The organism is Exiguobacterium sp. s16, assembly GCF_018618115.1.
GTDB classification, from domain to species: Bacteria; Bacillota; Bacilli; order Exiguobacteriales; family Exiguobacteriaceae; genus Exiguobacterium; species Exiguobacterium mexicanum_A.
Genome location: NZ_JACSLM010000005.1, coordinates 45,246 through 65,366 on the forward strand (window position 1 = coordinate 45,246; position 20,121 = coordinate 65,366).

21 protein-coding genes are annotated in these 20,121 nt (G+C 52.8%); 14 read left to right on the forward strand and 7 right to left on the reverse strand.

Annotation, left to right across the window (positions count from 1 at the left end):
• Positions 1-93 precede the first annotated feature (93 nt).
• From KNP86_RS10420 to KNP86_RS10430, 3 genes are all read left to right on the forward strand, one after another.
• Positions 94-1,020, forward strand: a complete 927-nt coding sequence (locus KNP86_RS10420) for a carbohydrate kinase family protein (protein WP_034781033.1) — start codon at positions 94-96, stop codon at positions 1,018-1,020.
• A gap of 66 nt (positions 1,021-1,086) precedes the next feature.
• The gene (locus KNP86_RS10425) at positions 1,087-1,524 is read left to right on the forward strand and encodes an NUDIX domain-containing protein (RefSeq protein WP_034781346.1); all 438 of its coding nucleotides are present in this window, start codon (positions 1,087-1,089) and stop codon (positions 1,522-1,524) included.
• A gap of 68 nt (positions 1,525-1,592) precedes the next feature.
• A complete protein-coding gene (locus KNP86_RS10430) occupies positions 1,593-2,540 on the forward strand; it encodes a YihY/virulence factor BrkB family protein (protein WP_214754223.1) in 948 nt (315 codons plus the stop codon).
• A gap of 41 nt (positions 2,541-2,581) precedes the next feature.
• Here the strand turns inward: KNP86_RS10430 and KNP86_RS10435 are convergent, their stop codons facing one another.
• Positions 2,582-3,133: a beta-class carbonic anhydrase gene (locus KNP86_RS10435; RefSeq protein ID WP_034781037.1), complete on the reverse strand. Its 552-nt coding sequence runs from the start codon at positions 3,131-3,133 to the stop codon at positions 2,582-2,584.
• Positions 3,134-3,152: 19 nt separating this feature from the next.
• Positions 3,153-4,052 (reverse strand): 1,4-dihydroxy-2-naphthoate polyprenyltransferase, encoded by a 900-nt coding sequence (locus tag KNP86_RS10440; RefSeq protein ID WP_138859928.1) that lies wholly within the window; start codon positions 4,050-4,052, stop codon positions 3,153-3,155.
• Positions 4,053-4,218: 166 nt separating this feature from the next.
• Between KNP86_RS10440 and KNP86_RS10445 the strand changes: the two genes are divergently transcribed.
• Genes KNP86_RS10445 through menC form a run of 6 tightly spaced genes read left to right on the forward strand, consistent with a single transcriptional unit; the run spans position 4,219 to position 11,322 of the window.
• Positions 4,219-5,604, forward strand: a complete 1,386-nt coding sequence (locus KNP86_RS10445; protein WP_034781040.1) for an isochorismate synthase — start codon at positions 4,219-4,221, stop codon at positions 5,602-5,604.
• On the forward strand, positions 5,601-7,250 hold the full coding sequence (gene menD, locus KNP86_RS10450; RefSeq protein WP_214754225.1) for a 2-succinyl-5-enolpyruvyl-6-hydroxy-3-cyclohexene-1-carboxylic-acid synthase: 1,650 nt from the start codon (positions 5,601-5,603) through the stop codon (positions 7,248-7,250). Before KNP86_RS10445 ends, menD begins: the two co-directional genes overlap by 4 nt.
• Entirely contained in the window at positions 7,250-8,026 is a 777-nt protein-coding gene (locus KNP86_RS10455; protein ID WP_214754315.1) for an alpha/beta fold hydrolase, read from the forward strand. The genes menD and KNP86_RS10455 overlap by 1 nt, the downstream gene beginning before the upstream one ends.
• Positions 8,027-8,851, forward strand: coding sequence for a 1,4-dihydroxy-2-naphthoyl-CoA synthase (gene menB, locus KNP86_RS10460; RefSeq protein ID WP_214754227.1), 825 nt, complete (start codon positions 8,027-8,029; stop codon positions 8,849-8,851).
• A 46-nt stretch (positions 8,852-8,897) separates the two neighbouring features.
• Positions 8,898-10,271 carry an o-succinylbenzoate--CoA ligase gene (gene menE / locus KNP86_RS10465; RefSeq protein WP_251130496.1) on the forward strand — a complete coding sequence of 458 codons (1,374 nt, stop codon included), beginning with the start codon at positions 8,898-8,900 and terminating at the stop codon, positions 10,269-10,271.
• A complete protein-coding gene (gene menC / locus KNP86_RS10470) occupies positions 10,255-11,322 on the forward strand; it encodes an o-succinylbenzoate synthase (RefSeq protein ID WP_214754229.1) in 1,068 nt (355 codons plus the stop codon). The genes menE and menC overlap by 17 nt, the downstream gene beginning before the upstream one ends.
• Before the next feature lie 49 nt (positions 11,323-11,371).
• On the opposite strand, the gene map is transcribed toward menC, so the two are convergent.
• The 5 genes from map to KNP86_RS10495 form a co-directional block, all read right to left on the reverse strand.
• Positions 11,372-12,121 (reverse strand): type I methionyl aminopeptidase, encoded by a 750-nt coding sequence (gene map, locus KNP86_RS10475; protein ID WP_138859932.1) that lies wholly within the window; start codon positions 12,119-12,121, stop codon positions 11,372-11,374.
• Between the two features lie 11 nt (positions 12,122-12,132).
• Complete coding sequence (locus tag KNP86_RS10480) at positions 12,133-13,326, reverse strand: EAL-associated domain-containing protein (RefSeq protein WP_353048171.1); 1,194 nt, start codon at positions 13,324-13,326, stop codon at positions 12,133-12,135.
• Between the two features lie 35 nt (positions 13,327-13,361).
• Positions 13,362-13,613 carry a hypothetical protein gene (locus KNP86_RS10485; protein ID WP_034781064.1) on the reverse strand — a complete coding sequence of 84 codons (252 nt, stop codon included), beginning with the start codon at positions 13,611-13,613 and terminating at the stop codon, positions 13,362-13,364.
• A 100-nt stretch (positions 13,614-13,713) separates the two neighbouring features.
• A complete protein-coding gene (gene cshA, locus KNP86_RS10490) occupies positions 13,714-15,222 on the reverse strand; it encodes a degradosome RNA helicase CshA (protein ID WP_214754233.1) in 1,509 nt (502 codons plus the stop codon).
• A gap of 163 nt (positions 15,223-15,385) precedes the next feature.
• A complete protein-coding gene (locus KNP86_RS10495) occupies positions 15,386-16,237 on the reverse strand; it encodes a CvfB family protein (RefSeq protein WP_034781077.1) in 852 nt (283 codons plus the stop codon).
• Between the two features lie 287 nt (positions 16,238-16,524).
• Here KNP86_RS10495 and KNP86_RS10500 point away from each other — a divergent pair, with 287 nt between their 5' ends.
• From KNP86_RS10500 to KNP86_RS10520, 5 genes are all read left to right on the forward strand, one after another.
• The gene (locus KNP86_RS10500; protein WP_021067792.1) at positions 16,525-16,674 is read left to right on the forward strand and encodes a hypothetical protein; all 150 of its coding nucleotides are present in this window, start codon (positions 16,525-16,527) and stop codon (positions 16,672-16,674) included.
• Positions 16,675-16,802: 128 nt separating this feature from the next.
• Positions 16,803-17,045 carry a hypothetical protein gene (locus KNP86_RS10505; RefSeq protein WP_034781078.1) on the forward strand — a complete coding sequence of 81 codons (243 nt, stop codon included), beginning with the start codon at positions 16,803-16,805 and terminating at the stop codon, positions 17,043-17,045.
• 85 nt (positions 17,046-17,130) lie between these two features.
• Entirely contained in the window at positions 17,131-17,391 is a 261-nt protein-coding gene (locus KNP86_RS10510; RefSeq protein ID WP_034781079.1) for a hypothetical protein, read from the forward strand.
• A 94-nt stretch (positions 17,392-17,485) separates the two neighbouring features.
• Positions 17,486-18,187: a lysophospholipid acyltransferase family protein gene (locus KNP86_RS10515; RefSeq protein WP_214754235.1), complete on the forward strand. Its 702-nt coding sequence runs from the start codon at positions 17,486-17,488 to the stop codon at positions 18,185-18,187.
• Positions 18,184-20,076, forward strand: coding sequence for an ABC-F family ATP-binding cassette domain-containing protein (locus KNP86_RS10520; protein WP_034781087.1), 1,893 nt, complete (start codon positions 18,184-18,186; stop codon positions 20,074-20,076). Before KNP86_RS10515 ends, KNP86_RS10520 begins: the two co-directional genes overlap by 4 nt.
• Positions 20,077-20,121: the final 45 nt, after the last annotated feature.

Genomic DNA, 20,121 nt, shown 5'->3' on the forward strand with positions numbered 1-20,121 from the left:
CGTTGAAAGCCGTTAGTAATTTCGCTATAATTGAAACAATGTGTCTAATGAGACCGGAACTGATAGGAAGATTGGCTAAAGGTGGTACAGTATATGAATACGATTGCAGTAATCGGCAAGGTGTTTGTCGATATTAAAGGAACCTCGTTCGCCCCGCTTCATAAAGATGCCAAGAACGTCGGTGACATCGCGTTCTCGAACGGTGGGACCGGCCGAAACGTCGCCCAAAACTTAGGTGTTCTCGGGAATGACGTCCGTTTCGTGTCGACCGTGACGAACGATCAAATCGGGATGGGTGTTCTCGAAGAACTCCGCGGTTTGAACGTCAACGTCGATCACGTCGATTTGCTCGATGACAATGGGATGGGCATGTGGCTTGCCGTCATGGATAACAACGGTGACCTGCAAACGTCAATCTCGAAGCAACCGGACGAAGCGATGATGGAAGAATGTATCCTCCGTCGCATCGATACAGTGTTCGCTGAAAGTGAGGCGGTCGCGATTGACCTCGACTTGTCGGTCAATGTATTGAACGAGACCATTGAACTGTGCCGCGAAATGAAGCTTCCGCTGTATGGCGTGTGCGGTCATCTGTCGGTGATTGAACGGAACCGTCATTTACTCCAAGGTTTCACCGGCTTCATCTGTAGCCGCGAAGAAGCGGAGATTTTGTCTGATATGTCCATCGTCACTGTGGACGATGCGTTACGCGTCGCCGAAGTGCTCGCAATGAAAGGAGCTCCGCTCACAATCGTCACGATGAGTGAGCTCGGCGCCGTCTATGTCGACTTACGCACGAATGAACAAGGTCACGTCCCGACGACGAAAGTGAAAGTTGCCGACTCGACCGGTGCGGGTGACTCATTCTTCTCCGCTGTCATCTCTGAGTTGATGAAACGTCACCCGATTGAAGATGCGCTCCGACTCGGGATGCGCGTCGCTGGGAAAGTCATCGCCTCGCACGATAACGGCCTGACACCTGACATGTACGCCTCACTTGAACAACCAGCAACAGATTAACCAAAACGCATCGGCCGCGAGTCGATGCGTTTTGTTCACGATACGAAATCGAAAGGAACGATTCCATTGGTCAGAACGAAATTACGCAGTGCCATCATCCTCGTGAATGAACATGACGAAGTCGCGCTCATTCGCCGAGAGAAAGAAAACCTTTTGTATTATGTGTTTCCGGGCGGCGGTGTCGAATTCGGTCATACGGCTGAAGAGACGGCCGTCCGTGAAGCGTTCGAAGAGCTCGGCGTCCACGTCGAACTTGAAGGCGTGGCCGCACATGTCGCCTTCAATGGAGAGTTGAACCCATACTACTGGGCCCGGATGACCGGTGGTGAGTTCGGGACCGGGACAGGTGAAGAATTTCAAGCAGAGCAAACGAACGGGTCGTATACGCCGATGTGGGTGAAGCGAAGCGCGCTCAGCCATTTGCCGGTACGACCACCATCACTCGCCGACTTGCTGTCGAATGAAGCCGAACGATTTTTCAATAAAACGCTGGCCGAAGACTGATTTCATGTGTAGCCTCCTGACATTTCGGGAAAGAAAGTTTCTAACGATAACGTTCAGGAGGCTCATATATGGATACTACAGAAGTAAAAGAAAAAAAGAATTGGTTCGCCTTCGGGAAAGAGTTGCTTCGTCGCTTCAAAGAACATGATGTTCAAGATTACGGCGCGACACTCGCTTTTTTTTGGTTCTTATCGATTTTCCCGGGTATCATCTTCATTCTCGCATTGCTGTCGTTCTTTGACATTTCTCAGGCGTCGTTCCAAGAGCAGTTGAACAACTTGGCGCCCGGGGCGGCCGCGACTGAATTTTTGACCGGTATCTTCGACGCCATCGGCGAACCGCGCGGCGGACTCCTCTCGATCGGTGCGATTTTAGCCATTTGGTCGGCGGCTAAAGGGGTTGAACGCTTGATCAATATGGCGATTCACGCGTACGGGGAAGATAACGAACGTAATTTCTTCGTCAGCAAAGGCATCGCCCTCGGGTTGACGTTATTACTCGGCGTTGGCATGTTACTGCTCATCGTCTCGAACGTGTTCGGTTCGCAAATCATCGATTTCGTTGCCCGTTTCATCCCTATTTCGGGGGCCGACGTCATCTTGATCAACGTGTTCCGCTACGTGTTGACGACCGTCATCTTGATTTTCACGTTGTCAATTTTCTATAAAATCGCCCCGCAGCAACACGTGTTCTGGAAAAGCACGATTCCAGGTGCGATCTTCGGCGTCATCGCCTGGCAGCTCGTCTCCCTCGGCTTCAGCCTGTACGTTTCGAACTTCGGCAATTACGATTCGACGTACGGCTCACTCGGAGGAATCATCGTCACGTTGCTTTGGTTACAATTGACCGGCATGATCATTTTGATCGGCTCAGAAATCAACGCTACTTGGCAACGTTTCTTCAAAACGCCGAGCGAACGTGAGTACGAGAAAAACTATAAGAAAAATAAAAAGTCCAAATCAAAAGATTCGGACGATGACGACTATAAAGATATCCCCGTCAACACATACGGGTAACGAAAGAAAGGCGGTCTCTCCAGAAGAGACCGCCTTTTGCATTATGCTTCGACGACGTCGAGACGACCAGTCGCAGGGTCGATGACGAACCCATGGACGTTCGTGCCCGGCGGCAAGAGCGGGTGGTTTTTGACGAGGTTGACCGAGTTGACGACGTTCGCTTCGACCGAGTCAAACCCGTGCAACCACTTCTCCAAATCCATCCCTGACGACTTGAGTGTTTGAAGTGTCTGCGGTTCAATGCCGCGACGTTCCATTTCTGCGATGACCGCATTCGGATCGATCGCCGCCATGCCGCAATCATAATGACCGATGACGATGACCTCTTCGGCCCCGAGCGCATACAACGCGACGAGGATCGAACGCATGACCGATCCGAACGGATGTGACAATACGGCTCCCGCATTTTTTATGATTTTGGCATCCCCGTTTTTTAGTCCGAGGGCTTGAGGCAACAACGCCGTCAGACGCGTATCCATACACGTTAAAATGACGATTTTTTTATCGGGAAACTTATCCGAGACAAATTGCTCATATTGTTTCTCTGTTACGAATTTTTCATTGAACGCTAGCATTTCTTGAACGACTGACATGTGGTTCCCTCCTCTTAATTCACGCGATTAGCCGCGCGACCATTAACCCGATGACCATCCAAGCGCCAAACAACGTGTTCACTTTTGCAGTCATCGCCATCGCCGGCATGAGTTCAGCCGGTTCACGCTTGACCCAAAAACGCTTCACTGCCCGTACCATGATTGGAATTGTCAGCAATGACAACAGCACCCACGGCGTCACGCCAAACCCGAATACGGCGACGAGGATGCCGACCAATGCCGCGATAAAGAATCCGGCCAAGACGAGAACGGCACGACGATGTCCGACGAGACAGGCGATTGTTTTGCGCCCATTCACTTTATCATTATCCAAATCACGAATGTTGTTCGCGAGCAAGATCGCCCCGATCAAAAGCGCCATCGGAAACGATACGAGCAACAGTTCTGTCGTCACCGTCCCGATTTGGATATATCCCGAGATGCCGATGATGACATAACCCATGAATAGGCCAGCGACGATTTCCCCGAACGGCGTGTAGGCGATCGGGAGCGGACCTCCCGTGTACAGGAATCCGACGACCATCGACAGCACACCGATCCAAATTAAATGCCAACTCGTTGAAGCCGCAATATAGAGCCCGAGCACAGCCGCCACCCCATACATACCGAGCGCGATCCCGAGCACTTGTCCGGGTGTGAACCCATCACGTACGATCGAGCCACCGATTCCAATGGAACCTTCGTGGTCGAGTCCACGCTTGTAATCATAATATTCATTAAATAAATTCGTCGCGATTTGAATCAAGACCGAGGCGATGAGCATCGCTAAGAACAATCCCCACTTCAACTCGACTTGCCCGAGGACGATGAACGTCCCTAACAGCACCGGTATGAAGCTCGCTGTCAACGTATGCGGGCGAATCATGCGCCAATACGCACCTTTCTCTCTCTTCTTCATGCACTTCCCTCCCTTCGTTAGTTTACGTCTCTTTGAAAAAACCTGTCAATGCCCGCCGCTCGGACGGCTCCCTTCACTTTCTCGAGCATTTGACGGCCAGTTCTGTTGTGAAGTCATGATACACTAAAGAATGAGAATTCCATTGGATTGAGGAGGCTTTTCTTTCATGCCAGATACTCAAACACACATTAAACAACGAATCGAACAAGCCCATAAACGGGCACGTGCTTGGCAACGACCGGTACTTGCCTCGTACACGTGGGAAATCCCTTCGTTCGACGCGTTCCATATTATTCAAAACACTGAAACGTCCCACTACTATTTTTCGACGCCAGACCGCTCCCTCGAGATGCTCGGATGTGCCGATGCGCTCGTGTTGACGGCTTCTGGTCCCGAACGTTTCCAACGTCTACAGTACGATTGGAGCCTGCACCGCCGGGACGTCGACGCGGTCATTTATGCGTTCTCGGGCTTTTCGTTCGACACGTTCGTGCGGCCCCAAAAAAATATGTGGGAAGCGTTCGGTGAAGCATCGTTGGTCGTGCCGAAATTTCTATATCGCCGCTCGGGCGACAAGCACACGTTGACCGTTTCGACGCTCGTCTCGGCCAAACGTTCGGTCGAACAATATTTGATTCAATTGGCCGATCAACTCGCCCAGTTCAACGCGCTACATGCGCCCGACGAACAAACACCGACTTACTCGCAAGTCAAAGACGGCGTCGACCATTTCAAGTCGAGTTTCCAACAAGCTAAACTGAACATCACTGAAGAACGAGTCGAAAAGATCGTCATCGCCCGGGAAGAAATCTACCAGACCTCGGAAGAGGCGTTCCCGTTCGCGACGACACTGCGCCACTTGTCAGAACATCAGACGGGCAGTTACGTGTTCTTGTATCAGCCGAAGCGGGAAATCGGATTTTTCGGAGCGACGCCGGAACGGCTCGTCAAGAAACAAGGACCGTACATTGAAACGGCCGCCATCGCCGGCACCATCAAGCGACCAGACACCGAGATCGAATCGGATGTAGCCAAACAGACGTTACTCCACGACGCCAAAAACCTCGAGGAACACCAAATCGTCGTGAAGGACATCAAGAACGCCCTCACACCATACGCGGCTACCATCAAGGCACCGGAGTCGCCGCGCATCTTGGAGAACCGGTCGGTGTTCCATCTGCACACACCGATTCAAGCAACGCTCGATACGAACGCATCCTTGCTGTCGATCATCGAGTCGCTCCACCCGACCCCGGCGCTCGGTGGATCTCCGAAACGGACGTCTGTCCGCTTGTTGCGCGAGATTGAACGGTTCGACCGCGGCTGGTACGGGTCACCGTTCGGTTGGCTGAACACGGACGGTGAAGGAGAGTTCGTCGTCTCGATCCGGTCGGCTCTTGTCCACCATCAATTCGTGGCGCTATACGCAGGCTGTGGAATCGTCCAAGAGTCTGAACTCGAAGCGGAGCTCGCCGAGACAGAAATCAAGCTCAGTCCAATCAAGCAAGCTCTCGGATTGGACAAAGTACGCGCAGGAGGCAATGAAGCATGAATGAACCGTTAACGGAGTGGGTCGCCGGTATGATGAACCGGCTCGTCGAACAAGGGGTCGAGGACGTCGTCATCAGTCCCGGCTCTCGCTCGACACCGCTCGCCATGGCCGCCTATCTTCATCCGAGCGTCCGACATCATATCATCGTCGACGAACGGTCGGCCGCCTTTTTCGCACTCGGGTTGACTCGTTCGCAATCATCGTTGCGCCCGGTCGCGCTCATCTGCACGAGCGGTACTGCCGCCACCAACTACTTTTCGGCGGTGGCCGAGGCAAATATCTCACAACTGCCGCTCGTTGTGTTGACGACCGATCGGCCGCACGAACTTCGGAACGTCGGGGCGCCTCAAGCGATCGACCAAGTTCGACTGTACGGCGAACACGTGAAAGCGAGCGTCGACCTCCCCGTTCCTGAAGCAGCGAGTCAGCGCTACATGGAACAGACAGTCGCCCGGCTCGTCCGGACGAGTATGCATGCGCCGTTCGGTCCGGTCCATGTGAACATCCCGTTCCGTGAACCGTTGTTGCCGGATATCGAGCGCTTGACGTCACTCCTGGGCGGTCAAGCCGAATCCTCTGAGCCGACCTATCTTAAACCGACAAGTCTCGACTTGAAACGGTTCAAACAAGAGATTGACGTCAATCGTCTCGCCTTCATCGTCGGACCAGGTACTCCGACATCATGGCTTGAGCCTCTCTACGCGTCGGCGCTGGCCCATCGTATTCCGGTCTTCGCCGACCCATTGAGCGGGATGCGCCGGTTTGACCATGTCTTGACGAACTATGACGCGTGGCTCGCGAGCGAGCATCGCACGGAATGGACACCTGACGCGGTCGTCCGGTTCGGGGCTGCTCCCGTCTCGAAACGGCTGAATCAGTGGCTTCACGACGTGCCATACGTCTTGATCGAGCAACCGGGATCGTTCCGCGACCCGTCGAACAGCGCCACGGTCGTGTACGGCGATGCGATTGATTATGTCGCCACCATCAACAAAGACTATGACGCCGACTTATTCGATCGTTTCGCATTGTTCGAACGCGTCGCCGAATCCGCAAAACCTGCTTTGAGCGGAGAAAGCGCATTGACGCGTCATTTGCTGGCGTCTCGTCTTGATCGCATCTTCGTCAGCAATAGCATGCCGATCCGTGATATCGATACAACACTTTCAGCCGGTCAGTCAATCGACGTCCTCGCCAATCGCGGGGCGAACGGGATTGACGGCATCATCTCGAGCGCGCTCGGTGCCTGTCACGATACGGACAAGGCCGCCCTGTTAATTGGCGACTTGGCGTTTTATCATGACAGCAACGCCCTGCAACTCGTCAAATCGCACCCAGGTACGTTCTCCATCGTCGTCGTCAACAATGATGGCGGCGGCATCTTCTCTTTCTTGCCACAAGCTTCGATCGCACCGCAAATGTTCGAGGACTTGTTCGGGACGCCGCTGCAGTTGAATCTACGTGGATTCGCTGACACATACGGACTCAGCTATCGCTTGCTCGAGCAGCCTGAAGATGTCATGACGGCGATTGAAGCAGGCGTTCAGCTGATCGAATTTCCGTCTGATCGCGCTAGGAACGTGGCCGAGCATCGTCGTTGGACCGCTTCGCTCACGGACCGTTTGACGACGGAGAACGAATCGTGATGCGTTCCGTGCGTGGCGTCTCCTATGAGTTGCTCGAACGTGGGAGCGGCCGTCCCGTTTTGCTTCTTCATGGGTTCACCGGGAGTGCGGCTTGGATCTCCCAGTTCCCTGAGCTCCCCGTCCGGCTCGTCGCCCCGTCGCTATTGCAACACGGCGGCACCGGACAGCAAGCGGTCGGGCGTGCCAAGATGAGTCAACAGGTGAGGGACTTATCGGCGCTACTCGATACGGACGAAGGTCCGTGGACGGTCGTCGGTTACTCGCTCGGCGGACGTATCGGGATGACACTCGCCGCCTATGATGGTCGGGTCAACCACTTCATCGGCATTAGCACGACGCCCGGGCTCAACATAGCGGCTGAACGTCGACAACGCCGGCTTCAAGACGAAAAGCTCGCCGAATTCATCGAGCGCGCAGGACTTGAGGCGTTCGTTGACCGTTGGGAACGTCTTCCGCTCTGGCATCAAACCGACGAGATGCGCGCCGCCCTCCGTCCTGAGCGGTTGGCCCAACGTCCAGCCGCACTCGCGGACAGCCTCCGCGCCATCGGGACGGGTAGCATGCCGTCGCTCTGGCCGCTACTCGACCGTTTACCTCGCACCGATTTGATCGTCGGGGAACACGATGTGAAGTTTCAACAGATTGCTCGGAATATGCAGTTGATTCGTCCCGATATTGAAATTCATGAAATTTCGGACGCATCTCATGCTCCACATGTCGAGAATGCCCAACAATTTGGTACAATGATAGAGAAATTGATTTTAGGGGGAATTTAAATGGAATCAGTAGCAAACTGGACATCGGTCCGCACGTACGAAGATATCAAGTACGAGAAGTGGAACGGCATCGCCAAAATTACCATCAACCGCCCGGAAGTACGGAACGCGTTCCGTCCACTCACGGTCAACGAGCTCATCGACGCGTTCGCACGCGCCCGTGACGATAAAGAAGTCGGTGCCATCATCTTGACTGGTGAAGGCGATCAAGCCTTCTGCTCAGGCGGCGACCAAAAAGTACGCGGCCACGGCGGCTACGTCGGTGACGACGAGATTCCACGCTTGAACGTCCTCGACCTTCAACGTTTGATTCGCGTCATCCCGAAACCAGTCATCGCCATGGTAGCCGGTTATGCGATCGGTGGCGGACACGTCTTGCACGTCGTCTGTGACTTGACGATTGCAGCCGACAACGCCCGTTTCGGTCAAACTGGACCAAAAGTGGGCTCGTTCGATGCCGGTTACGGTTCAGGTTACTTGGCCCGCATCATCGGGCACAAGAAAGCACGCGAAATCTGGTACCTCTGCCGTCAATACGACGCACAGCAAGCGCTTGACATGGGACTCGTCAACATGGTCGTTCCACTCGAGCAACTTGAAGCCGAGACGATCCAATGGTGCCAAGAGATCTTGCAACACTCTCCGACGGCCCTTCGCTTCTTGAAAGCAGCGATGAACGCCGACACGGACGGACTCGCAGGACTTCAACAGCTTGCCGGCGACGCGACGCTTCTCTACTACACGACAGACGAAGCAAAAGAAGGCCGCGACGCCTTCAAAGAAAAACGCGACCCAGACTTCGGTCAGTTCCCGCGTTTCCCGTAAATCGACAAAGAGTAGCGACTTCGCTACTCTTTTTTTGGAGGTTCTGATGATGAATCGTTATGTGACACAACATCGACGCGACGCCATGGCACTCGTCACCGCGTCCGTCAGTTTGACTTGGGCCGAGTTAAGCACGGAAAGCTCCCGTTTGGCCCACTTCCTGGAACGGGTCGCACCCGAAGCCCGGCATATCGGATTACGCGCTGTGAACAGCGCTGATTATGTCATCGCTGTCCACGCCATCCAGTTACTCGGAAAAGTACTCGTTCCGCTCAACACACGGTTGACGATGAGCGAACTGGCAGGACAAATCGAGACGGCCGATATCGATGTATTGCTCGTCGATGAACCGATTGAACTGTCGATCACCCAATTCGCGTTGACGTCACGAGATGAGGCGTCACTCGCTACACCGCACGAGTGGGCAGACGATGAAGTCATGTCGCTCATGTTCACCTCAGGCACGACTGGACGGGCCAAGGCCGTAAAGCAGACGTTCGGCAATCACGTCGCGAGCGCCGAGGCGGCCAAGACGCGCCTCGGTTACGGGACAAGTGACCGGATGCTCGTCGTGACGCCGCTCTTCCATATGAGCGGACTCGCGCAAGTGTATCGGAGCGCTCGTTTCGGTTCGCTACTATACGTCGAACCGAAGTTCGATGTCGCTCGTACACTCGAGTTGATTGCGACGGCAAGAATCACCCACATCTCGCTCGTTGCGGTCATGCTTAAGCGGCTCCTCGACGCAGGTCTCTCCCGCCATCAGTTGCAACTTCTGCTCGTCGGCGGCGGTCCCGTACCGCGTCCGTTGCTCGAAGAAGCCGAGCGGCGGCAGTTACCGGTCGCCCAGACGTACGGGATGACGGAGACGTGTTCGCAAGTCGCGACGCTGTTGCCAGCCGAGGCACTCGCCCACATCGGTTCGAGCGGTCAAGCAATCGCGCCGACCCAACTCCGTATCAATGCGGATGGGGAGATTGAAGTGAACGGACCGACGGTGACCCCTGGTTACTATAAACAGCCAGAGGCCGATGCTTGGACGCCCGACGGCTATTGGCAAACGGGCGACCTCGGCACGATGAAAGACGGTTACTTGTACGTCCATGACCGCCGCAGTGATTTGATCATCTCCGGCGGTGAGAACATTTATCCGGCCGAAATCGAGAGCGTGTTATTGCGTTGCCCGGGCATTCAAGACGTCGGGGTCGTCGGTCGTCCCGACCCGACTTGGGGAGCGGTACCCGTCGCCTTCACGGTCGGTACGTTCGATTTCGATGAGGCGATTCAGCTGCTGCACGACCATCTGGCATCTTATAAACATCCGAAAGCATGGATTGCCGTCGACGAGCTGCCTCGTAACGCCAACGGTAAATTGATGCGTCATCGCTTAAAGGAGGCTGACCATGATTCGTCGCGCTGAACTGTATATCGTCCCCCTCACGTTCAAACATCCGATTGTCACCGCCCACGCCGTGTTGACGACGAGACGGACGGTCATTCTCCGGCTGGAGACGGTCGACGGTGTTGTCGGCTACGGGGAAGGTGTCGCGTTCGAGACGCCATGGTATACGGCTGAGACCGTCCGCTCCGTCATCGATACGTCCGCTTTGATTGTCCAACTTCTGAAAGGGATGACGTTGTCTGCCGCCTCGTTCGGTCCCCATGTCAGCTCGATCATCGGCCAACCGATGGCGAAAGCGATGTGGGAGAGCGCTCTATGGGAAGTGGAAGCGGCCCGCGCGAATCAGACATTAAAACAATACGTCCAAGCCGGCGATGCCGTGGCATGCGGCCGGACGATTGGCATCGGTCTGCTCAGTCAGACGTTGAACGCCATCGAGGCTGCGCTCGCGTCCGGATTCGACCGGATCAAGTTAAAAGCGTCCCCGCATGAACTGCTTCCTGCGCTCGGCGAGATTCGCAGCGTTTTTCCGGACGCCCCGCTCATGATTGATTTGAACGGAAGTGGCTCCAAGCAATCGCTTGACTGGTTCGAGGCATTGGACACCTACCGTCTCTTGATGATCGAACAGCCTTATCCGAGCACACATTGGGTCGAGACAGCGGACTTGCAGGCACGGCTCACCACACCGATTTGTCTCGATGAATCGATCAGTGCGGCTCAAGACGTGGCGACGATGCATCGACTTCAAGCCGGTCGCATCGTCAATATCAAACCGGCCCGCGTCGGCGGCTGGAGCGAGGCGCTCGCGATTCGCGATAGCGGCACCCCCTACTGGGTCGGTGGGATGTATGAGTCCTCCATCGGCCGTTATCACACGCTCTTATTCGCCTCATTGAGCGGAGCCGCCTACCCGGCCGATATGGCCGGGACGAGCGCTTACTTCGAGACCGATTTGCTCGATACCCCGCTCGAAGTCGAGAACGGACAATTGATGCTTCCCGACCAGGTCGCACCGGATTGGACGAAAATCGAGCAACTGAGTGAACAGACGATTCGACTCCTGTAAAAACTCCGCAAAAAAGGCGGCAGACTTCGCGTCTGCCGCCTTTTCATCGTTAACGGAATGTGCCCGTCAATACTTCATAGCCGTCTTTCGTGACGACGACCGTGTGCTCGAACTGGGAGACGAGGCTGTTGTTCGGGGTGAACAACGACCAACCGTCCTCTTCCGATTGATAGACGATTTCATCTTTCGTCGAGATGAACGTTTCGACGGCAATGACTTGTCCTTCTTTCAAGATGTCGTTCTCTTCACGGCTATAGTAGTTCGAAATCGTCTCCGGCTCACCGTGGAGCGTGCGACCGAGGCCGTGGCCCGCCAAGTTACGGATGACCGTGAAGCCGTTCTTACGGGCATCGGCATAAATCGCTTTCCCGATTTGGTTGACCTTGACGCCGGCCTTCACTTTGCTGAGACCCGCTTCGAGCGATGTCAATGACACTTCGACCAAACGCTCGTGTTTAGCCGATTTCGGTGTGCCCGCGATGACCGTACGTCCTGTGTCGGCATAGTAGCCGTCCTTCACGGCCGATACGTCGACGTTGACCACGTCACCGTCTTGGATGACGAGGTCACCTGGAATCCCATGGGCTGCGACTTCATTGATGGAAATACACGTATAACCCGGGAACTCATACATCGTAATCGGGGCCGAGGCGGCCCCTTCCGCTTCTAAAACACGCTGCCCGATTTCATCCAACTGTTTCGTCGTCATGCCTGGCTTGACTGCTTTCGCCATCTCGTCGCGCGCCAAGGCGACAATCCGCCCAATCTCGCGCAATGCATCGTAATCATAATCTAACATCATTTTCCCTCTCAATCTAATAGTCGATTTTGATATAAGAACTCTTCTGATAAATCGGCAAACAAGAACATGCCGTCCGGTAACGGATAACTGAACGTCCGCGTCACTTCGTTCGAACTGAAGTCGCGATAATCCTCGGACAAATAGCCTCGTCCGCGCACGTCCATCGCCGCCATCGTCCGAATAAAGTACGGACGGAAACTCCAATTATAGCCGCGATACGTGTTATCGACCGTCCAAGCGGACTGTGCCTGATAGACGTTCGCGCTCGTCTGGAACCCGGTTTGGTCCGTCAAATAGTAACGGACGAACGTCCCTTCGAGTTTCGGGGCAATATGGAGCAACCATTCATCTTTTTTATCGCGCGACCACTTCCCGCTTTGGACGAGGTCGTGGATTCGTTTATGGAGTTCGAACTCCAATTCATATAATCGCTTTAATCGCTCTTGATCGTGCAAGAAGAACGACGGTACTTCTTGCGTCAATACGCTCATGCCTTTCGCTTCGCGCGGCGGCATCGCATCGCTTTGCCCGAGGAGACTTCCCATATAATAACGTCCGCCATGACGCCACGCATAACGCAACTGTCCGAGATGGTCGATCGATTTATAGAGGAGCGGAGCCCCGAGACGGGAAGCGATATATTCCATCGTCTGAAGCATTTGCGGATACGTGACCGATAACGTCTTCTTCTCGACCATCGTCGCCAAATCGACGAGCAACATCTCAGGCGCCACCGTCATGATGTCTTCGATGCTCGTTGATTCTGCGAAGTCGAGCGCGACTTTAACACCAGATGAACGATAATATTGGACGACTCGTGACAAGCGTGACACGTCAACGAGATCCGTCCCTTGAAGCGTCACATAAATGCGATGGAGCGGGAAGTTCAATTCTCGAAGCGGGGCCAAAAACGCCTCGCCTCCTTGTTCGAGAATCCACTCTGAACGACATCGGAACGTGACGAATTGCGTCGCATCCCTTAACTGTTCGGCCGCTAAACGCTCCATCCGTTTGGCGATATCGAGCTGATACTCGAGCGGAACGTCATCGTCGTAAAAGAATGGGGTGAGCGACTCGCCCCTGAACTGTCCATGGACCATATAACCTTCTACTTGGAAGGTGGCGGCTCCCAGGATTGGTTCAAATGTCACTTCGACTTCTTCTGGATTCATCATCACATCCACTGCGTCCAACTTGATCACCTCGTCTTTTTTCTAAACACGAAAGCGAGCTGGGTTCAGCTCGCTCGTGTATGCACATACATATAGGCACCGAAACAAGCAATGAAATATACGATACTCATCACACCGTAGCCGATTCCCATCTTCCCGCCCACGCCGATGGCCATCACAAGCCAAATCATCGCGCCGAACAGGAGCGTGGCGACCGGGATATATCGAAAATTCGGACGCTCGGTCCGCGTAATAATCGGTTTCAAAGCCAGGACGCACGCCACTAGTATGACGAGACCAAAACCTAGTTCAATCATCCGTTGACACCTCATTTTTCTGTCTCTACTCATTTAGTGTAGCATGACACCATAAAAAAAACCGCAAATCCACTTAAGGAGATGCGGTTTTAGTTATTGATTAGTCACGCGGACGGCGTGGGCCACGGTCGTCTGAACGACGACGGTCGTCTCCACCGCTACGTTTGCCACGGTATCCACCGCCGCCACCGCTGCGTCCGCCACGGTCACCGCCGCCACGACGTTCTCCGCCGCCGCTGCGATTTCCACGGTATCCACCACGGTCGTTACGTCCACCTTGACGTTTGACGCGTACTGGTTCTGCATACGAGATTTCAACCGGAGTTGAATCTGGCTCTTTCGTCAATCCACGAAGTGCCGCTGCAAGAAGCTCGACTGCTTCGTATTCTTCAAGAAGCTCAGTCGCAAGTTGCGTGTAAGCTTTGAAGTCGCCCGCTTGAACACGTTCGATCAATTCTTCAGCCGATTGCTTTTGGTTGCCCTCGAGCACTTCTGAGATTGTCGGTACGTGACGACGGTTCATTTTCTTGTTCGTTACGCGTTCGATTGCTTTGACTTGACCGAATTCACGTGGCGTGATGAACGTAAGGGCTGTACCTGTTTTACCAGCGCGGCCTGTACGTCCGATACGGTGCACGTAGCTTTCCGGGTCTTGTGGGACGTCAAAGTTGTAAACGTGTGTGACACCTGTGATATCAAGACCACGGGCTGCAACGTCTGTCGCGACCAAGATGTCAATTGTGCCGTTTTTGAAACGACGGATGACTTGGTCACGTTTTGATTGCGTTAAGTCACCGTGAAGACCATCAGCCGTGTAACCACGTTTGATGAGTGCTTCTGTCACTTCGTCAACACGTTTCTTCGTACGAGCGAAGATGATGCTGAGTTCTGGCGAGTCGATGTCGATCAAGCGGCAAAGCGTATCGAATTTTTGACCTTCGCGCAATTCGAGGAATTGTTGGTTGATGTTCTCAACTGTCATTTCTTTCGCTTTTACTTTGATGATCGTCGGCGACTTCATGAAGCGCTCAGCAATCTTCTTGATTTGTGGTGGCATTGTTGCAGAGAAGAGAAGCGTTTGACGTTCAGCCGGAAGGCCTTTCAAAATCATCTCGATGTCTTCAACGAAGCCCATGTTGAGCATTTCATCTGCCTCGTCCAAGATCACAGTTTGGATCTCGTCGAGTTTGATCGTCTTACGCTTCATGTGGTCCATGAGGCGGCCCGGTGTGGCAACGACGATTTGTGGGTTCTTTTTCAAACCACGGATTTGGCGGTCGATTTGTTGGCCACCGTATACTGGAAGTGCGTAAACGCGCTTCGCTTCACCGATTTTGTTCAATTCTTCTGCAACTTGAATCGCAAGTTCACGTGTCGGTGCAAGAACAAGTGCTTGGACTTGACGTGCCTTTGTGTCGATTCGCTCAATTGTCGGAATACCGAAAGCTGCTGTTTTCCCTGTACCTGTTTGCGCTTGACCTAATACGTCCACTCCTGTGAGTGCGACAGGAATTGTCTCAGCTTGGATCGGTGTAGCTTCTTCGAAGCCCATTTTGAGTACACCTTTTACTAATGCTTCACTTAACTGTAAATCTTGGAATTTTGTCAAATTATATTCTCCTTTTTTCATACAAAAAACGTCTGAGGTTTTGTTCTACAGACGTTTTTCCAATGTTTCCTCGTAGTCAACTTTACTAACTATAACGTATTTGTTTCTAAAATGAAAGAAATACATTCTAAAACTTTTCATAGCCACCTGGACATGAGTTATCTTATTTCAATTTATAGCCGTTGTCGAGTTTTTCAACTTGCTTTTCTTTCAGCAGTTTCCCGAGTGCGCGTTTGAACGCCGCTTTACTCATCCCGAACTCACGATCGATCACGTCCGGCGCCGTCTTGTCGCCATAAGGCATTTGGCCGCCGCGTTCTTCAATATAAGCACGGATACTTTCCGCGTCCGGGTCGATCGCCTCATATGCCCGTGGTTTCATCGAGACGAGTACCGTCCCGTCTTGTTTCACTTGCGTCACACGCACGGTCAATTGCTCACCGAGACGTGGCCAACGTGTCATCTCTGCTTCATGTAAGAAACCGAGTGATTCATTTTCGACCCAGACGTTCACACCGACTTCGCGTCGATTGACGACGACCGCATGGACATCTTGATTGCCCCATTCCTCTTTAGCGGGACGCGCCAACAAGTTCAAGTACGCATAGTGGGCCGGTTCCCCGAGAAGACGGCTCTTTTGATCGTACTTGAGACGAATGCAAAGCTTGTCCCCTTCTTTTGGCCAATACGACCGGTTCTCAGGAAGATCATCTAATGAGACGAGTACATCCTTTTGAATCCCGATATTGACGAACACACCGGTGTTATACCGGACTCCAGTCACTTCATACCACTCATAGTCATCGAACGTGACGCTCGGAATCGTCATCGTCGAAGCGAGACGTCCTTCTGAGTCGTGATAAAGGAAGACCCGCACCGTCTGTCCGACTGTGACTTCTTCAGTTTGTTCTTTTCGATGAAGGAGTACCTCTTCGCGACCGTTTCCGATAAACACACCAAAATCAGCTGAACGTTCCGCGACCAAGTCTACTACTTCTCCTGCACGTAATGCCATACAATCCACATCCTTTTTCATCTATTACTGTCAGTATACCTACCTACACACGTTCCTAATCATATCACGTTCGATTTCCTTACTCCGTTCAATTGTGTCTAAACCGTGAACAAGATTGCCCCCCGTTTTGCTAAATGGGTCCATATACTAGCTTCTATATTTCAAATTTTGTGACAATTTTGTGAACGTGCATTTTCCATCTAGTATCCACATTTTGAAAACGTTATTATTAAGGAAGTGTTGTTTAACGAATTAGGTTTCAGCCATGGCCGAACGGGGGATATAAAATGTTTGATGTACAATCTCGATCATTCGCGAAGCGCTTCATGAAAGGCTTATTGATTGCTTTCTTCGCGCTACTCGCTTCACTTAGCTTCATTTTTTCAAACGGAGTCGATACGAACGTATCTTCATCCGTCACGATGGTCCAAGAGTAAACGCCCTCTCCTGACAGAAGGCGTTTTTTTGTTTTGTTCCGACAAAAAAAGGGATTTTTTATGCATCTGTCGAACGAACATAACGTTCGGCTTTTATTATTGAATCATCTGGGAAGGGAGAGTCACTCATGCTATTTTATTTTCTCACCACGATTCTTTCGGTCGTCGGTTTGTCCGTCTCGCTCCAAACCGGTTTTTTCAAAGACCCGATCGGTACATTCCTGTTCGCCGTATTGCTCGCTATGGGCTTATCTTCATTTAAACAGTTGGTCGCACAAACGAACGTCTTGCTCATCGAGCGCCGGAATCAAAAAAAGATCAAGCGCATCGTGGCGCGCATGCATTCAACTACGCGTAAACGTTCTACATAACGCTCGTCTTCCCCCTCCACTTTTGTTATTCTATTCTAGACAAGAAGAGCAAAACGGACTCAACCCGTAGGAGGCACAAACACGTATGAACGAAATCCCTTTATCGAACGAATGGCTATTGCGTTATTCACCTGTCATGGAGCTATGGCTGAAAGAAGACGGCATCTTGCTCGTCGACGATGACAATCGCATTCGACTCACGCTTGAAATCGGCAGTGACCAAGTCATGCAGTTCAAGAGCATCGAACAAGATGGGGCTTACTTTGCTGTGGACCCGGTGAATAAACGAATCACGTTCGAACTCGAGGAAGAAGAAGAGGAAAGCGATTCTCGCTTCTGGGAATAAAGATTCATGCCGAAGAGTCGGATTCTCGTCAAGAGAGGAAGACTCTTTCTTCGTGTCCAGACTCATTACTGAACGATCGAGAGGAGAAATATGTATGATCCGCACCGCCATCTGGTTTATCGCCTTTTTCGCCGTCTTACCGCTGACACTTCCGTTCTATCCGAAAGCGAAGCGACTGACGCCCCCGGAACGTTATGGATACGTCCAAACCGTCGCCTATAAGTGGGCAAGCTTTCTACTACGAATCGCCGGCGCTCGCGTCCGTGTTCACGGCCAAGAGAACATCCCGAATGAACCGGTCGTCTACGTCGCGAACCACCAAGGGAACTTTGATGTCCCGATTATGATCACAGCGACGAAACATCCAAAAGCGTTTATCTCAAAAATCGAAGTGCAAAAGTTCCCAATCATTCCGCGTTGGATGGAACTGATGGGTTGTATCTTCATTGACCGCAGCGACCGGCGCCAGTCCATTAAAGCAATCCGTTCCGGCGTCGAGACGATCCAATCAGGACAGTCGATTATCGTCTTCCCGGAAGGCACCCGCTCAAAAGGCGGACCAATCAAAGAGTTCAAAGCTGGTAGCCTGACGCTCGCCACATCAAGCGGTGCCAAAATCATCCCTGTCGCCATTAAAGGAAGCCACCATTTGCTCGAGACGACAAACCGAATCACACCGGGTACGGTCGACGTCACGTTTTTACCGGTCATCGATCCGGCAGACGTCCCGAATAAAGAAATTGCGGCGCTGGCAGAGACGATGATCCGCCGCGTCGTTGAAGGAGAAGAATCATGAGTTTATTAGCCATCGAAGGCATTCATAAAGAATTTGCAGATAAAGTCTTGTTCGACGACGTCACGATGACGATTCACCCAGGTAATCGCATCGGGGTCATCGGGGTCAACGGCTCCGGAAAGTCGACGTTCTTAAAAATCATCGCCGGCGTCGAGACCGCAGACCGGGGTTCGATGCAACACCCGAACGATTACCGGATTCGCTATTTGACCCAAACGGTCGACTTCGCCCCCGGGCAAACGATTTTAGACGCGTTGTTCACGAGTGACACCCCGTCCGTCCAGGCGTTGAAACAGTATGAGCTCGCGCGCCAAGCACTCGAGGCGAACCCGACGAGCGAACAATGGTTGGAACGCTTTATGAAAGCCCAGCAAGCAGTCGATGCAGCCGACGCATGGGAGACTGAAGCGAAGTTGAAATCGATTTTAAATCGGCTCGGTCTTCCGGACGTGACGGCAGAGATCAGCTCGCTTTCCGGTGGACAACAGAAACGGGTCGCTTTGGCCGCAGCCCTACTCGACGAAGCTGACTTACTATTACTCGATGAGCCGACGAACGAACTCGACGCCGATACGATTGCTTGGCTTGAGACGATTCTCGCTGATTACCGGGGGGCCATCCTGCTCATCACCCATGACCGTTATTTCTTGAACCGAGTCACGAATCATATCCTTGAAATCGCCGATGGCACGAGTTACTTCTATGACGGCAACTATGAGCTCTTCCTTGAGAAGCGTGCCGAACGAAAAGCTCGGTCGCATTCAATGGAGCAAAAGCGGCAAAACATTTTGCGTCGTGAGCTCGCTTGGCTGCGTCGTGGTGCCAAGGCACGGACGACGAAACAGAAGGCACGCATCCAGCGCGTCGAGGACTTGAAGCATCAAGAGACGCTTGCCGAGGATGAGGCGCTCGAAGTATCCGTCGGTTCGCGCCGCCTCGGGAAAAAAGTAATCGAGGTGGAGAACTTGTCCTTCGGTTATGACGATCACTTGCTCATTGAAGATTTCACGTGGTTGTTCGGACGCCGGGAACGGTATGGCATCGTCGGACCGAACGGGAGTGGGAAAACGACACTCATGAACTTGCTTGCCCACCGCCTCGAACCGACGAACGGGACGGTCGTCCACGGGGAAACCGTCCATCTCGGATATTATGGGCAACAAGTCGAATTCGAAGACACAACGCGACGCGTCATCGATGAGATTGAACGCATCGCTCAAGTCATTTATACGCCGGACGGCGAGACGATCACGGCCAGTCAGATGCTCGAACGGTTCCTGTTCACCCCGGACGCTCAATACAAACCGATTGCCAAACTATCCGGTGGCGAGAAACGCCGCCTCGTCTTGCTCCGTATCTTGATGGACGAGCCGAACGTACTGTTTTTGGATGAACCGACGAACGACCTTGATACGGAGACACTTTCTGTCCTCGAGGACTACTTGGAGTCGTTCCCAGGTACGGTCATCGCCGTCAGTCACGATCGCTATTTCTTAGATCGGATTGCAGAGCAGCTCATCGCCTTCGAAGATGGGACGATCAACGTTTATCATGCGGAGTACAGTGACTATTTAGCCACACTCCAAGAACAGACGAAGCAACAAGTGAAAAAAGAATCGAAAGAGAAGAAAGAGCGTGTCAAAGTCGATGTCGTCAAATTCACTTTTAAAGAGCAGAAAGAATGGGAGACGATCGAGGATGATATCGCCTCTCTCGAATCTGAGATCGAAGCAGCCGAGGCACGGCTCGCCGCAGCGGGTAGCGACCTCGGTAAAGTGAATGAACTGTACGCCGACATTGCCGCGTTGAAAGAAGCGCTCGATGCGAAGATGGAGCGATGGGAATATTTATCGGAGATTGATGAACAAATTCAAGCACAGAAGAACTAAAAACAAGGATCACGCGTCGGCGTGATCCTTGTTTGTCGTGTAGCC

Bases quoted from the DNA above. Each gene is read 5' to 3' on its own strand.
- KNP86_RS10500 (WP_021067792.1), top strand. From the start codon at position 16,525: ATGTTTGATGTACAATCTCGATCATTCGCGAAGCGCTTCATGAAAGGC.
- KNP86_RS10420 (WP_034781033.1), top strand. From the start codon at position 94: ATGAATACGATTGCAGTAATCGGCAAGGTGTTTGTCGATATTAAAGGA.
- KNP86_RS10485 (WP_034781064.1), bottom strand. From the start codon at position 13,613: ATGATTGAACTAGGTTTTGGTCTCGTCATACTAGTGGCGTGCGTCCTG.
- KNP86_RS10520 (WP_034781087.1), top strand. From the start codon at position 18,184: ATGAGTTTATTAGCCATCGAAGGCATTCATAAAGAATTTGCAGATAAA.
- KNP86_RS10430 (WP_214754223.1), top strand. From the start codon at position 1,593: ATGGATACTACAGAAGTAAAAGAAAAAAAGAATTGGTTCGCCTTCGGG.
- KNP86_RS10505 (WP_034781078.1), top strand. From the start codon at position 16,803: ATGCTATTTTATTTTCTCACCACGATTCTTTCGGTCGTCGGTTTGTCC.
- map (WP_138859932.1), bottom strand. From the start codon at position 12,121: ATGTTAGATTATGATTACGATGCATTGCGCGAGATTGGGCGGATTGTC.
- menB (WP_214754227.1), top strand. From the start codon at position 8,027: ATGGAATCAGTAGCAAACTGGACATCGGTCCGCACGTACGAAGATATC.
- menC (WP_214754229.1), top strand. From the start codon at position 10,255: ATGATTCGTCGCGCTGAACTGTATATCGTCCCCCTCACGTTCAAACAT.
- KNP86_RS10515 (WP_214754235.1), top strand. From the start codon at position 17,486: ATGATCCGCACCGCCATCTGGTTTATCGCCTTTTTCGCCGTCTTACCG.
- KNP86_RS10440 (WP_138859928.1), bottom strand. From the start codon at position 4,052: ATGAAGAAGAGAGAGAAAGGTGCGTATTGGCGCATGATTCGCCCGCAT.
- KNP86_RS10445 (WP_034781040.1), top strand. From the start codon at position 4,219: ATGCCAGATACTCAAACACACATTAAACAACGAATCGAACAAGCCCAT.
- KNP86_RS10435 (WP_034781037.1), bottom strand. From the start codon at position 3,133: ATGTCAGTCGTTCAAGAAATGCTAGCGTTCAATGAAAAATTCGTAACA.
- KNP86_RS10510 (WP_034781079.1), top strand. From the start codon at position 17,131: ATGAACGAAATCCCTTTATCGAACGAATGGCTATTGCGTTATTCACCT.
- menE (WP_251130496.1), top strand. From the start codon at position 8,898: ATGATGAATCGTTATGTGACACAACATCGACGCGACGCCATGGCACTC.
- menD (WP_214754225.1), top strand. From the start codon at position 5,601: ATGAATGAACCGTTAACGGAGTGGGTCGCCGGTATGATGAACCGGCTC.
- KNP86_RS10455 (WP_214754315.1), top strand. From the start codon at position 7,250: ATGCGTTCCGTGCGTGGCGTCTCCTATGAGTTGCTCGAACGTGGGAGC.
- KNP86_RS10495 (WP_034781077.1), bottom strand. From the start codon at position 16,237: ATGGCATTACGTGCAGGAGAAGTAGTAGACTTGGTCGCGGAACGTTCA.